Here is a 12,304-nt window from a genome sequence, read left to right on the forward strand (position 1 = left end):
CCGCCTCCTTCCCGGAGGCGGGGGTCCCGTCGTACGCGTACTCAGATCTCGTACACCGCGCCCGGCACGGCCAGCTCGACCGGGCCCGGGTAGGCCGCCTGGGCGTCGGCGAGGTTGCGGGCCTCGTCGGTCCACGGCGGGATGTGGGTGAGGACCAGGCGGCGCGCGCCCGCGCGGGCGGCGGCCTCACCGGCCTCCCGGCCGTTGAGGTGCAGGTCGGGGATGTCTTCCTTGCCGTCGACGAACGAGGCCTCGCAGAGGAACAGGTCCGCGTCCCGGGCCAGGTCCTCCAGGGCGTCGCAGGTACCCGTGTCGCCGGAGTAGGCGAGGGTGGAGCCGCCGTGCTCGATCCGGATGCCGAAGGTGTCGACGGGGTGCCGGAGCTTCTCCGTCACGACCGAGAAGGGGCCGATCTCGAAGGCGTCCCCCTTCAGCGTGTGGAAGTCGAAGACCTCGCTCATCGCCCGGTCGGAGGGGGTGTCGCCGTGCGCGGCGATCAGGCGCTGCTCGGTGCCCTCGGGGCCGTAGACCGGGACGGGGACGGGGCGGGCGCCGTCGTGGCGGTAGTAACGCACCACGAAGTACGCGCACATGTCGATGAAGTGGTCGGCGTGGAGGTGGCTGAGGAAGATCGCGTCGAGGTCGTAGAGACCGACGTGGCGCTGCAGCTCGCCCAGGGCGCCGTTGCCCATGTCGAGGAGCAGCCGGAAGCCGTCGGCCTCTACGAGGTAGCTCGAGCATGCCGAACCCGGGGAGGGGAACGAGCCGGAGCAGCCGACGACGGTGAGCTTCATGGAGCGTGAACCTCCGGGACCTGGGAACGGGGAGGGTTCGTGCGGATGGGGTCGTGCGGGTGGTTCTGCGGGCGGGGTTCGTGCGGGTTCTGACGGGCGGGGTCCGTGCGGACCGGTCGTGCGGATGAGGTGGTGCACGTCCTGCCGGAACGTTTTGCGGTTCGTCGAGCGTAAGGCGCGAAACTCCGCGTCGCTCCTCTGCCGCCTGCCGTTGTGGGGGAACTCACCCGCTCTGTCACCGGTTCGATGGAAGCGCGTCCACTGTCGGCCCGGGCGCGCCGTCCGTGTGCGGTGCCCGGGCGGGACGGGGGGCGGGACCCGGGCGCCGGTACGGTCGGGGCATGGACACGATCTGGTGGGTGGCGCTGGTCGCCGTGGTTCTGCTGGCCCTCGTCGCCGCGGTGGTGGACGGACGGGGACGGTCGGGGCGGGGGCCGGGAGGGCGGGGACCCGGGCGGCCGGAACGGCCCGGGCGGCCCGCGGGGTCGACCCGGCCTCCGTCGCGGCCGTCGGGTCCGGCGGGGCGCGGCGAGGGACGTACGCCCAGGGCGGGTGAGGTGTGGTGGGCCGATGTGCCGTACGAGGACGGGCCCGGGTCCAAGGACCGGCCGTGCCTGGTCCTCTCCGTACGGGGACGGGGGCGGGGCGCGACGGCGCTCGTCGCCAAGATCACCAGCAAGGACCACGGGGAGCGGCCCGGGGTGATCCCGCTGCCCGCGGGGGCGGTCGGGGATCAGCGGGGGCGGCGGAGCTTCCTGGAGACGGACGAGCTGCGCGAGGTCCGGGTGGCGGCGTTCCGGCGCCGGGTCGGGGCGGTGGACCCGGGGGTGTGGGAGCGCGTGCGGGGGCTGGGGGCGGGGTGAGGAAGCGGGGCCCCGGGCGGGCCTTTCGGGACTCCGCCCCGGGCCCCGCTTCCTCAAGCGCCGGAGGGGCTGGAAGTGGTGCGGACGGGCCGCACGGCAGGGCCTGGGCCCAGGGCGTGAGCCCGGAAGCGGCGGACCGGGGCCTGAGCCCGGAAGCGCAAGCCCGGAAGCGCAAGCCCGGGGCCTGAGCCCGGAAGCGCAAGCCCGGGGCCTAAGCCCAGAAGCGGAAGCCCGGGGCCTGAGCCCAGAAGCGGAAGCCTGGGGCCTGAGCTCGGGAGCGGCCGGGCACTACGCCCAGAGCTGGCCCTGGAGCGTCTCGATGGCGGCTTCCGTCGTCTCGGCGGTGTAGACGCCCGTCGACAGGTACTTCCAGCCGCCGTCCGCGACCACGAAGACGATGTCCGCGCTCTCTCCGGCCTTGACCGCCTTCCTGCCCACGCCGATCGCCGCGTGGAGGGCGGCGCCGGTGGAGACGCCCGCGAAGATGCCTTCCTGCTGGAGGAGTTCGCGGGTGCGGGTGACCGCGTCGGCGGATCCGACGGAGAAGCGGGTGGTGAGGACCGAGGCGTCGTACAGCTCGGGGACGAACCCCTCGTCGAGGTTGCGGAGGCCGTAGACCAGGTCGTCGTAGCGCGGTTCGGCGGCGACGATCTGGATGCCGGGACGGTGCTCGCGAAGGTAGCGGCCGACGCCCATGAGGGTGCCGGTGGTGCCGAGGCCCGCCACGAAGTGCGTGATGGACGGGAGGTCGGTGAGGATCTCCGGGCCGGTGGTGGCGTAGTGGGCGCCCGCGTTGTCCGGGTTGCCGTACTGGTAGAGCATCACCCAGTCGGGGTGCTCCTCGCTCAGCTCCTTCGCGACCCGCACGGCGGTGTTGGAGCCGCCCGCGGCCGGGGAGGAGATGATCTCGGCGCCCCACATGGCGAGCAGGTCGCGCCGTTCCTGCGAGGTGTTCTCCGGCATGACGCAGACGATGCGGTAGCCCTTGAGCTTGGCCGCCATGGCGAGCGAGATGCCGGTGTTGCCGCTGGTGGGCTCCAGGATGGTGCAGCCGGGGGTGAGCCGGCCGTCCTTCTCCGCCTGTTCGACCATGTGGAGCGCGGGGCGGTCCTTGATCGAGCCGGTGGGGTTGCGGTCCTCCAGCTTGGCCCAGATGCGGACGTCCTCGGACGGGGACAGCCGCGGGAGGCGGACGAGGGGGGTGTTCCCCACGGCCGCCAGCGGGGAGTCGTACCGCATCAGCGCATGCCGCCGGCGACGGCCGGGAGGATGGTGACATTGTCGCCGTCGCTGAGCTTGGTGGAGATGCCGTCCAGGAAGCGGACGTCCTCGTCGTTGAGGTAGACGTTGACGAAGCGGCGCAGCTGCTCGCCGTCGACGATGCGCTCACGGATGCCGTTGTGGCGGCTGTCCAGGTCGGCGAAGAGGTCGGCGAGGGTGTCCCCGTTGCCTTCGACGGCCTTGGCGCCGTCGGTGTAGGTGCGGAGGATGGTCGGGATGCGGACCTCGATGGCCATGGCGTGGGCTCCTGTCGAAAGCGGGAGGTGGCGTGGGGCGCGCGTTTCTTCCCCCGCGCGGGGGGTGGGGCGTGGTGCGTGGGACTCGCGCGGGCCCGGCCCGTCAGGCCGTGCGGCTCGCGGTCAGGCTGCGGGCGGGGGACAGATCGCGCTCTTGAGCCTGCACAGGTCGACGTGCAGCCGCGCGACGAGCAGCGTGCCCGGCGTCCTGTTGCTCACGTCATGGGGAACCATGCGGGCATCGTATCGATTCCCGGCCGGGAAACCCGAGTGTGATCCCACATCGTGGATGGTTGGCGCCCATCATGCGGACAGGACTGGGCGGCCGGGTCCCTCCGGGAGGTAGACGACGGTGGGGGCGCCGGTCTTCGGATGGGTGCTGACCTCGGCGGCGACGCCGTACACCTCGCCCAGCAGCTCCGCCGTCAGCACCTCCTCAGGGGTGCCGGAGGCGACGACCCGGCCGTCCTTGAGGACGTAGAGGCGGTCGCAGTAGTACGCGGCGAGGTTGAGGTCGTGCAGGGCCAGCAGGTTGGTGGTGCCCAGGCCCCGGACCAGGGAGAGGATCTCCAGCTGGTAGCGGATGTCCAGGTGGTTGGTGGGCTCGTCCAGGACGACGAGCGCGGGCTGCTGGACCAGGGCGCGGGCGACCAGGGCCCGTTGGCGTTCGCCGCCGGAGAGCGAGGCGAACGTACGGGGTTCGAGCGCGGCGATCCCGACCCGTTCCAGGGCGTCGGTGACCAGGGCGGTGTCGGCGGCGCTGTCCGCCTCCCAGAACCGCTTGTGCGGGGCGCGGCCCATGGCGACGACCTGGCCGACGGTCAGTTCGAAGCCGGCGTGGCTCTCCTGCGGGACGGTGGCGATGCGGCGGGCGCGGGACTTCACGGGGAGGGTGGCGAGGTCGTCGCCGTCCAGGAGGACCCGGCCGTGGGTGGGGCGCAGGGTGCCGTAGACGCAGCGCAGGAGTGTGGTCTTGCCGCTGCCGTTGGGGCCGACCAGGCCGACCGTCTCGCCGTCGGCGGCGATGAGGTCGACCGCGTCGACGAGGTGGCGGCCCTCGCCGGTCCCGTACGAGAGGGCCTCGGTGCGCAGGGTGGTCACGGGCGGGCTCCCTCGGGCGTGCGGACAGTCGTCGTGCGGGCGCGGCCCCCGTCCTCGGGGGCGGATCGTACGGTGCTCATGCCGGCGCCCCTTCCGGCCGGCGCCGCAGCATCCACAGGAAGAACGGGCCGCCGGTGAGCGCGGTGAGCACACCGACCGGGATGTCCTGCGGGGCGGCCAGGGTGCGGGCGGCCAGGTCCGCGAGGACCAGGAACACCGCCCCGCCGAGCGCGGCCACCGGCAGCAGCGCCCGGTGCGAGGCGCCCACCGCCATCCGGGCCATGTGCGGGACCATCAGCCCGACGAAGCCGATCGCCCCGCTGTACGCCACCAGCGCCCCGGTCATGAGCGAGGCGAGGACGAAGACGGCGGCCCGGAAGCGGGCGGTGTCCAGGCCCAGCACGGTCGCGCCCTCCTCCCCCACCAGGAGCAGGTCGAGCGGGCGGGCCAGGGTGAGGAGGACGGCCGTACCGGCGATCAGGGTGATCGTCGGGAGCGCGAGCATGTCCCAGCGGGCCGCGCCGAGGCCGCCGAGGGTCCAGTAGAGGACTTCCTGGAGGTGGTCGGCGCGGGCGGAGGTGACCAGGATCAGGCTGGTGAGGGCGGAGAGGATGTAGGAGACGGCGACCCCGGCGAGGACGAGCCGGTTGGTGGTGAGGCCGCCTCCGCCGCGCGCCAGGGTGTAGACGAGCAGCAGGGAGAGCAGCGCGCCGGCGAACGCGGCGGCCGGGATGGTCACGGTGGTGGCGAGGGAGGCGCCGATACCGAGGACGATCACCAGGACCGCGCCGGTGGAGGCCCCGGAGGAGACGCCGAGGAGGAACGGGTCGGCCAGCTGGTTCCGTACGAGGGCCTGGAGGACCGTGCCGATGACGGCGAGTCCGGCGCCGACGACGATGCCGAGCAGGACCCGGGGCAGCCGCACGTCCAGGACGATCGTGCGGAACGGGCTCGCCTCCGCCCGCCCGGTCAGGATGTCGATCACCTGGCCGGGCGGGATGCGGACGGAGCCGAGGGCGAGGGCGGCGACCACGGCGGCTGCGAGGAGGGCGGCGAGGGCGCCGACGACCAGGGTGTAGCGGAGCAGCCGCCGCGGTGCGGGGGTGCGGCAGGTCACGGGGTGGTGGCCGCCGGGTGGAGCTGGGCCGCGAGCTTCTCGACGGCGGCGGGGACGCGGACGCCGAGGACCGCGTCGGAGAGCGGCATCACCGCGAAGCGCTTGTTCTTGATGGCCGGGACGTCCGCGAGGGCCGGGTCGGTGAGGAGGCGCTTCTTCTTCTGTTCGACGGTGGTGGAGCCGTAGTCGTAGATCACGATCGCCTCGGGCTTGCGGGCGACGACGTTCTCCCAGGAGGCGTCCCCGAAGGACTTGTCGAGGTCGGCGAAGATGTTGGTGCCGCCGGCGCGCTTGATCAGCTCGTTGCCGATGCCCTTGCCGCCCGCGGTGAACGCGGTCTTGTCGCCGCTGTCGTAGACGAAGACGGGGAGGGCCTTGAGGTCCTTGAGCTTCTCGGCCGTGGCGGCGTTGTCGGCCTTGGCCCGCTTGATCCAGGCCTCGGCGCGGTCGCTGACGCCGAAGGTGCGGCCGACCTCGCGGATCTCTCCGTAGAGGGTCTCCATCGGGGTGTCGGCCTCGGCGCAGCTCTCGGTGTTGAGCCGGGTCTCGATGCCGGCCTTCTTCAGCGCCTCGCGGCCGCGCCCGTCGCCCGCGGCGAACGCGCTGGCGTAGCCGCCGTAGACGAAGTCGGGGTCGGCGGCGAGGACCTGCTCGTAGGAGGGGTACTCCTTGGCGATGACCGGGACGGAGGCGTAGTCCTCGGCGTACTTCGGCAGCACCTTGTCGTCGAGGTAGGCGGTGCCGACGAGGGACTTGGTGAGGCCCAGCTCCAGCATGATCTCGGTGACGTGCTGGTTCATGGTGACCACGCGCTTCGGCGCGGCCTTGTACGTGGTGGTGACACCGCAGTTGGTGACGGTGTACGGGAAGCCGTCGCTCTTCTCCGCGGCCTCGGGCCCGCCCTTGGCGTCGGGGCTCTCCGAGGAGGAGCAGGCGGTGAGGGCGAGCGGGAGCAGCACGGCGGCGGCTATGAGCGCGGGGGTGCGCCGGGACATGGCGGGGCCTCTCCGGGGGATTTCCGCGTCCCCTGGTCGATGCGGGAGAAGGCGGCGGGCCAGTTCCTGGCTTCCGGGCCGCCCTCCCGCGCGGAGTCGTCCACCGGGGAGTCGTCCGTACGGGAGGGGGCCCGGTCACAGTGGCGGGACCGTGCCGGATTCGCACCGGCTTCCTGGTTCCTGCTGCCTTGTGTTCGGGTCTGGGGTGCAGTGTGCCAGACGGATCCGGAGGGTCGGCGGGGCCCCCGGGGAGGAGCGTCGCGGCTCAGTACGCCTCGACGACCTGCACGTCTTCCTCGGTGATCTCGCCGTCCACGATGCGGTACGAGCGGAACTGGAAGGGGCCCGAGCCGTCGGTGTCGGCGGTGGAGACCAGGACGTAGTGGGCGCCGGGCTCGTTGGCGTACGTCACGTCGGTGCGGGAGGGGTAGGCCTCGGTCGCGGTGTGCGAGTGGTAGATGATCACGGGCTCCTCGTCGCGGTCGTCCATCTCGCGGTAGAGCTTGAGGAGGTCGCCGGAGTCGAACTCGTAGAACGTGGGCGAGCGGGCGGCGTTGAGCATGGGGACGAAGCGCTCGGGGCGCCCGGTCCCGGCCGGGCCCGCCACCACACCGCACGCCTCGTCGGGGTGGTCGGCGCGGGCGTGGGCGACGATCTGGTCGTGGAGCGCCTGGGTGATGGTCAGCATGGCAAGAGGATAGGCATGCGGCCCTCTCCGTACCGGTGGGTGGTACGGGGAGGGCCGCATGGTGGACGCCGGGGCCGTGGGGGGAGCTGAGCGGCCGGGACGCCCTGGGGAGGAGGGCCGGTCCAGGGCCCGTGGTCGACGGGCCCGCCCTCGGGTTCGGTGCTCGACGCGAGCGGGTGGGGTGCTCGCCGGAGCCTGGGTCAGCGCTTGGCGAAGGCGGTGTTCTCCGGGTCGCGCGACTTGAGCACCAGGTAGGAGACGCCCAGGAGGAGCGCCCAGAGCGGGGCGCAGTAGAGCGAGATCCGGGCGTCCTGGTCGATCGCCATCATGACGATGACCATGCCGATGAAGGCGAGCGCGAACCAGCTGGTGTACGGGGCTCCCGGGGCCTTGAACGAGGAGTGCGGGAGCACGCCCCGGTCGGCCATGCGGCGGTAGCGGATCTGGCTGAACAGGATCATGATCCAGGCCCACATGCCGGAGATGGTGGCGAAGGAGACGACGTAGTTGAACGCCTCGCCCGGCCACTGGTAGTTGATCCAGACGCCGACGAGCATCAGGGCGGCGGAGAAGGTGGTCCCGGTGAGCGGCAGGCCGTTCTTCGTGAGCTTGGTGAAGGCGCGCGGGCCCTGTCCGTTCATGGCCAGGTCGCGGAGCATGCGGCCGGTGGAGTACATGCCGGAGTTGCAGGAGGAGAGCGCCGCGGTCAGGACGACGAAGTTGACGATGGCGGCGCCGATGCCGAGCCCCATCTCCTCGAAGGCCTTCACGAACGGCGAGACGCCCGGCTTGAAGGTGGACCACGGCACGACCGACAGGATCATGATCAGGGCGCCGACGTAGAAGACGGCGATGCGCCACGGCACGGTGTTGATGGCCTTGGGCAGCACGGTCCTGGGGTCCTTGGACTCGCCCGCGGTGACGCCGACGAGTTCCACGGCGAGGAAGGCGAACATGACGATCTGGAGCGTCATCAGCATGCCGCCGATGCCGTTGGGGAAGAACCCGCCGTCGTTCCAGAGGTTGGAGACGGTCGCGGTGTCGCCCGCGTCGGAGAAGCCGATGGTCAGGACGCCGGCGCAGATGAGGATCATGCCGACGATGGCGGTGACCTTGACCATGGAGAACCAGAACTCCAGCTCACCGAAGAGCTTCACGGAGATCAGGTTGGCACCGTACAGAATGACGGTGAAGACGAGCGCGGAGAGCCACTGGGGAATGTCCCACCAGTACGTCATATAGGTGGCGGCGGCGGTGACTTCGGTGATTCCGGTGACGACCCAGAACAGCCAGTAGGTCCAGCCGGTGACGAATCCGAAGAAGGGGCCGATGAATTCGCGCGCGTACTCCGAGAAGGAGCCGGAGACCGGGCGGTACATGAGCAGTTCGCCCAGCGCCCGCATGATGAAGAAGATGACCAGCCCCGCGAGGCAGTAGGCCAGGATGAGGCTGGGTCCGGCCCGGTCGATCGCTTTGCCCGCGCCGAGGAAGAGCCCGGTGCCGATGGCTCCGCCGATGGCGATCATCTGGATCTGACGGGCGCCCAGACCTCGCTGGTACCCCTCGCCACCGGTCTCCGCCGCCGCGGCGCCCGCGCCGGGCTTTCCGCTGTCGGCCTGTCCCTCGTCGACCTGTGCCGATGTCATGTGTGGTGCGCCTTTCTCCACGCCGATCCGCGCCCTCAAGGCCGCGGATCAGGTCCTGATCCCCCCGGATATGGATGGAGTGCCACCGGCGTTCGGCCGGCTTGTGGCGACCCCCGGGAACAGGGGTGGCGTCCCCGGGCGATCGTGAAGATTTATCACGGCCGTCACAGGACACCATGGGACATTCTGTGGCGCACCCCACAGATAAAAGCGGACAAGAAACCCCATCCATCAGGAAAGGCGCTTATGTCTTGGGGCGATCATTACCCGGATCTGAGCGTCCGTTGAGCGAACGGAGTGGGCGCGGGCCGGCGCGGGACGGGGGCGGCGCCGATTACGGCATCTGGGTCTCGACGAGCGTTTCCTGGAGCGCGCCGAGCCAGAGATAGGCCATCACCATGGGCTTGCGCGGGTCGCTGTCGGGGAGCCGGTAGAGCGAACCGCTCTCACCCTCGTCCTCGTCGGAGACCTCCAGCCGGGTGCCGATGGTGAGGCGCAGGTCGTTGAGCGCGCCGAGCCAGGCGCGGCACTCCAGGGCGGTGAGGGTGAGCACGGCCGCGCCGTCCCCGGCGGGCGAGAGGGCGTCCAGCGTCCGCACGACGGCGAGGGCGTCCTCGCGCTTGCGGGTGCGCAGGTCCATCTCGGTGAAGCGGCGGAACTCGGCGGACAGCTCGCGCAGCTCCTCCTCGCCCGCGCCCTCGGGGGCGGACCCGTCGGGGCCGCCGTACGCGTCGGGGAAGAGCCGGGCCAGGGCCGGGTCGGAGGGCGGCTTGCTGGGCCCCTCGGCGAAGAGCGCGGCGAGCGGGTCCTCGCCCTCGGCGGGGGTGTCGCCCGGACCGATCAGTTCGAGCAGCTGCACGGCGAGGGAGCGCAGGATCGAGATCTCGACCTCGTCGAGCGCGACGGCCGCGCCGCCGCCCGGGGTGGCCTCGAAATGGCCGGCCATGGATTCTCCGATGGTGGGACGGACGGGGCAGGGAGGCCGGGGCGGCGGTCGCGGCCCCGGGGCCGGGGGCTAGTTGCGGTCCTGGGTGAGGGTGGCCCACAGCCCGTAACCGTGCATGGCCTGGACGTCGCGCTCCATCTCCTCGCGGCTCCCGCTGGAGACGACGGCGCGGCCCTTCTGGTGCACGTCCAGCATGAGCTTGTGGGCCTTGTCCTTCGAATAGCCGAAGTAGGCCTGGAAGACATAGGTCACATAGCTCATGAGGTTGACCGGGTCGTTGTGGACGAGCGTCACCCACGGGACGTCCGGCTCGGGGACCACGAAGGTCTCCTCGGCCGAATCGGGACGTTCGATCTCCAGGGGGGTAGCAACGCTCACCTGTCCCATGCTGCCACCCGGAGGGGTCCGGCGCACAAACGGACCCCACATCTCGTCACTTTGACGAATAGGGGGTAGCATCCCAGCCATGAACTCAGCGGACCTCGGGCGACGGGTCGGCGTTCCGTCGACCGCGCTCTTCACCGACCAGTACGAGCTGACCATGGTGCAGGCGGCACTCAAGGCCGGCACCGCCTCCCGCCGCTCCGTCTTCGAGGCGTTCACCCGCCGGCTGCCCGAGGGGCGGCGGTACGGGGTCGTCGCGGGCACCGGCCGGGTGCTGGACGCGGTGGAGAACTTCCACTTCGACGACGAGATGATCGGCTTCCTGCGCCAGCAGCGCGTCGTGGACGAGCCGACCCTGCAGTGGCTGGCGGACTACCGCTTCAGCGGCGACATCTGGGGCTACCCGGAGGGCGAGGTGTACTTCCCCGGCTCCCCGCTCCTGCGGGTCGAGGGGTCCTTCGCCGAATGCGTGCTGCTGGAGACGGTGATCCTCTCCATCCTCAACCACGACTCCGCCATCGCCGCCGCCGCCTCGCGGATGTCGGCCGCCGCCGGGGGGCGCCGGCTGATCGAGATGGGGGCGCGGCGCACCCACGAGCTGTCGGCGGTGGCCTCGGCCCGCGCGGCGTACGTCGGCGGGTTCGACGCCACCTCGGACCTGGCGGCCGGGTTCCGGTACGGGATCCCGACGGTCGGCACCAGCGCGCACGCCTTCACCCTGCTGCACGACACCGAGCGGGACGCGTTCCGGGCCCAGGTGGACTCGCTGGGGCGGGGCACCACGCTGCTGGTCGACACCTACGACGTGGCCGAGGCGGTGCGGGCGGCGGTGGAGATCGCGGGGCCCGAGCTGGGTGCCGTACGGATCGACTCCGGGGACCTGCTGCTGGTCGCGCACCGGGTGCGGCAGCAGCTGGACGAGCTGGGGGCGACGGGCACCAGGATCGTGGTGACCTCGGACCTGGACGAGTACGCGATCGCCTCGCTGGCGGCCGCGCCGGTGGACGCGTACGGGGTCGGCACCCAGCTGGTCACCGGGAGCGGGCACCCCACCTGCTCGATGGTCTACAAGCTGGTGGCCCGCGCCGGGTCGGCGGAGCCGGACGCCCCGCTGGTGCCGGTGGCGAAGAAGTCGCTGGGGGCGAAGTCGTCGAAGGGCGGCCGCAAGTGGGCCGCGCGCCGGGTGGACGAGCACGGGGTGGCCGAGGCCGAGGTGATCGGCACCGGGGCGGTCCCGGAGGAGCTGGCCGGGCGCGAGCTGCTGGTGGAGCTGGTGCGGGGCGGCGAGGTGGTGGCCCGGGAACCGCTGGAGGCGGCCCGGGAGCGGCACGTCTCGGCCCGGGCGGGGCTGCCGCTGTCGGCGATGCAGCTGTCCCGCGGGGAGCCGGTGATCGGGACGGAGTACGCGTGAGGCCCCGGGCCCCGGAAGGTGCGGGGCCCCGGCCGCGAGGGTTCCGCCCCCGACCGCCGGACGGGCCGGGCCGACTGCCCCACGGGCTGGATCCCGCCACGGGCCCGGGAAGTGGGTAGGGGTTGATTGTGGGGCCCCGGCCTCTACGCTCGTTGCCATCCCCGTGAACCATGAACGACGAACGCAACACCACCGCTCACTCCCCCACCCACCGAAGGACACCCGCCATGCACCGCGCATTGATCGTCGTGGACGTTCAGAACGACTTCTGCGAGGGCGGCAGCCTCGCGGTGGCGGGTGGTGCCGATGTCGCCGCCGCCATCACCGACCTCATCGGGGCGGCCCAGCCCGGCTACCGGCACGTGGTGGCCACCCGGGACCACCACGTGGACCCCGGGGACCACTTCTCCGAGACCCCGGACTTCGTCGACTCCTGGCCGGTGCACTGCGTCGCCGGGACGGAGGGCGTGGGCTTCCACCCGAACTTCGCCCCCGCCGTCGCCTCCGGGGCGATCGAGGCCGTCTTCGACAAGGGCGCCTACTCCGCCGCTTACAGCGGTTTCGAGGGCGCCGACGAGAACGACACCACGCTCGCCCAGTGGCTGCGCGACCGGTCCGTCACCGAGGTCGACGTGGTCGGCATCGCCACCGACCACTGCGTCCGGGCCACCGCCCTGGACGCGGCCCGTGAGGGCTTCGTCACGCACGTGCTGCTCGACCTGACCGCCGGGGTGGCCCCGGCGACCACCGAGAAGGCCCTGGACGAGCTGCGGGCGGCCGGTGTGAAGCTCTCCGGCAAGCCCGTCGTGGCCGAGGCCCTGTAGGCCCGAGGACCCGCCGGA

14 protein-coding genes and 1 riboswitch are annotated in these 12,304 nt (G+C 71.9%); of the genes, 3 read left to right on the top strand and 11 right to left on the bottom strand.

Going from position 1 to position 12,304, the window contains the following annotated elements; translation table 11 throughout:
- Positions 1-41: 41 nt before the first annotated feature.
- Positions 42-794 carry an MBL fold metallo-hydrolase gene (locus ACQ9ZG_RS11230; RefSeq protein WP_028418376.1) on the bottom strand — a complete coding sequence of 251 codons (753 nt, stop codon included), beginning with the start codon at positions 792-794 and terminating at the stop codon, positions 42-44.
- Between the two features lie 341 nt (positions 795-1,135).
- Between ACQ9ZG_RS11230 and ACQ9ZG_RS11235 the strand changes: the two genes are divergently transcribed.
- Positions 1,136-1,657 (top strand): type II toxin-antitoxin system PemK/MazF family toxin, encoded by a 522-nt coding sequence (locus tag ACQ9ZG_RS11235; protein WP_499280406.1) that lies wholly within the window; start codon positions 1,136-1,138, stop codon positions 1,655-1,657.
- Between the two features lie 288 nt (positions 1,658-1,945).
- On the opposite strand, the gene ACQ9ZG_RS11240 is transcribed toward ACQ9ZG_RS11235, so the two are convergent.
- From ACQ9ZG_RS11240 to clpS, 10 genes are all read right to left on the bottom strand, one after another.
- Positions 1,946-2,896, bottom strand: coding sequence for a PLP-dependent cysteine synthase family protein (locus tag ACQ9ZG_RS11240; RefSeq protein WP_109914394.1), 951 nt, complete (start codon positions 2,894-2,896; stop codon positions 1,946-1,948).
- The gene (locus ACQ9ZG_RS11245) at positions 2,896-3,174 is read right to left on the bottom strand and encodes a MoaD/ThiS family protein (RefSeq protein WP_019765182.1); all 279 of its coding nucleotides are present in this window, start codon (positions 3,172-3,174) and stop codon (positions 2,896-2,898) included. The genes ACQ9ZG_RS11240 and ACQ9ZG_RS11245 overlap by 1 nt, the downstream gene beginning before the upstream one ends.
- 123 nt (positions 3,175-3,297) lie before the next feature.
- Positions 3,298-3,408 carry a putative leader peptide gene (locus ACQ9ZG_RS11250; RefSeq protein WP_311600399.1) on the bottom strand — a complete coding sequence of 37 codons (111 nt, stop codon included), beginning with the start codon at positions 3,406-3,408 and terminating at the stop codon, positions 3,298-3,300.
- Between the two features lie 69 nt (positions 3,409-3,477).
- Positions 3,478-4,275 (bottom strand): ABC transporter ATP-binding protein, encoded by a 798-nt coding sequence (locus ACQ9ZG_RS11255; protein ID WP_109914395.1) that lies wholly within the window; start codon positions 4,273-4,275, stop codon positions 3,478-3,480.
- A gap of 76 nt (positions 4,276-4,351) precedes the next feature.
- Positions 4,352-5,392: a FecCD family ABC transporter permease gene (locus ACQ9ZG_RS11260; RefSeq protein ID WP_109914396.1), complete on the bottom strand. Its 1,041-nt coding sequence runs from the start codon at positions 5,390-5,392 to the stop codon at positions 4,352-4,354.
- The gene (locus ACQ9ZG_RS11265; protein ID WP_109914397.1) at positions 5,389-6,387 is read right to left on the bottom strand and encodes an ABC transporter substrate-binding protein; all 999 of its coding nucleotides are present in this window, start codon (positions 6,385-6,387) and stop codon (positions 5,389-5,391) included. Before ACQ9ZG_RS11265 ends, ACQ9ZG_RS11260 begins: the two co-directional genes overlap by 4 nt.
- Before the next feature lie 40 nt (positions 6,388-6,427).
- Positions 6,428-6,622: riboswitch (cobalamin riboswitch) on the bottom strand.
- Between the two features lie 30 nt (positions 6,623-6,652).
- The gene (locus tag ACQ9ZG_RS11270) at positions 6,653-7,075 is read right to left on the bottom strand and encodes a M67 family metallopeptidase (RefSeq protein ID WP_018488610.1); all 423 of its coding nucleotides are present in this window, start codon (positions 7,073-7,075) and stop codon (positions 6,653-6,655) included.
- A 200-nt stretch (positions 7,076-7,275) separates the two neighbouring features.
- Positions 7,276-8,721, bottom strand: coding sequence for an amino acid permease (locus ACQ9ZG_RS11275; protein WP_109914398.1), 1,446 nt, complete (start codon positions 8,719-8,721; stop codon positions 7,276-7,278).
- A gap of 334 nt (positions 8,722-9,055) precedes the next feature.
- On the bottom strand, positions 9,056-9,667 hold the full coding sequence (locus ACQ9ZG_RS11280; RefSeq protein ID WP_099218257.1) for a DUF2017 domain-containing protein: 612 nt from the start codon (positions 9,665-9,667) through the stop codon (positions 9,056-9,058).
- 69 nt (positions 9,668-9,736) lie between these two features.
- Entirely contained in the window at positions 9,737-10,054 is a 318-nt protein-coding gene (gene clpS, locus ACQ9ZG_RS11285) for an ATP-dependent Clp protease adapter ClpS (protein WP_019765187.1), read from the bottom strand.
- Positions 10,055-10,133: 79 nt separating this feature from the next.
- On the opposite strand from clpS, the gene ACQ9ZG_RS11290 reads away from it, so the two are divergent.
- Together ACQ9ZG_RS11290 and ACQ9ZG_RS11295 are read left to right on the top strand one after the other, a co-directional pair.
- Positions 10,134-11,462, top strand: a complete 1,329-nt coding sequence (locus ACQ9ZG_RS11290; RefSeq protein ID WP_028418368.1) for a nicotinate phosphoribosyltransferase — start codon at positions 10,134-10,136, stop codon at positions 11,460-11,462.
- Positions 11,463-11,689: 227 nt separating this feature from the next.
- Positions 11,690-12,286 (top strand): isochorismatase family protein, encoded by a 597-nt coding sequence (locus ACQ9ZG_RS11295; RefSeq protein WP_018488605.1) that lies wholly within the window; start codon positions 11,690-11,692, stop codon positions 12,284-12,286.
- Positions 12,287-12,304 lie beyond the last annotated feature (18 nt).

Origin of the sequence: Streptomyces araujoniae (assembly GCF_050871195.1) — a bacterium.
GTDB lineage: Bacteria > Actinomycetota > Actinomycetes > Streptomycetales > Streptomycetaceae > Streptomyces > Streptomyces bacillaris.

Coding starts and splice junctions, on each gene's coding strand:
- ACQ9ZG_RS11295 (WP_018488605.1), top strand. CDS start 11,690: ATGCACCGCGCATTGATCGTCGTGGACGTTCAGAACGACTTCTGCGAG.
- ACQ9ZG_RS11270 (WP_018488610.1), bottom strand. CDS start 7,075: ATGCTGACCATCACCCAGGCGCTCCACGACCAGATCGTCGCCCACGCC.
- ACQ9ZG_RS11235 (WP_499280406.1), top strand. CDS start 1,136: ATGGACACGATCTGGTGGGTGGCGCTGGTCGCCGTGGTTCTGCTGGCC.
- ACQ9ZG_RS11275 (WP_109914398.1), bottom strand. CDS start 8,721: ATGACATCGGCACAGGTCGACGAGGGACAGGCCGACAGCGGAAAGCCC.
- ACQ9ZG_RS11230 (WP_028418376.1), bottom strand. CDS start 794: ATGAAGCTCACCGTCGTCGGCTGCTCCGGCTCGTTCCCCTCCCCGGGT.
- ACQ9ZG_RS11290 (WP_028418368.1), top strand. CDS start 10,134: ATGAACTCAGCGGACCTCGGGCGACGGGTCGGCGTTCCGTCGACCGCG.
- ACQ9ZG_RS11250 (WP_311600399.1), bottom strand. CDS start 3,408: ATGGTTCCCCATGACGTGAGCAACAGGACGCCGGGCACGCTGCTCGTC.
- ACQ9ZG_RS11265 (WP_109914397.1), bottom strand. CDS start 6,387: ATGTCCCGGCGCACCCCCGCGCTCATAGCCGCCGCCGTGCTGCTCCCG.
- ACQ9ZG_RS11245 (WP_019765182.1), bottom strand. CDS start 3,174: ATGGCCATCGAGGTCCGCATCCCGACCATCCTCCGCACCTACACCGAC.
- ACQ9ZG_RS11240 (WP_109914394.1), bottom strand. CDS start 2,896: ATGCGGTACGACTCCCCGCTGGCGGCCGTGGGGAACACCCCCCTCGTC.
- clpS (WP_019765187.1), bottom strand. CDS start 10,054: ATGGGACAGGTGAGCGTTGCTACCCCCCTGGAGATCGAACGTCCCGAT.
- ACQ9ZG_RS11280 (WP_099218257.1), bottom strand. CDS start 9,667: ATGGCCGGCCATTTCGAGGCCACCCCGGGCGGCGGCGCGGCCGTCGCG.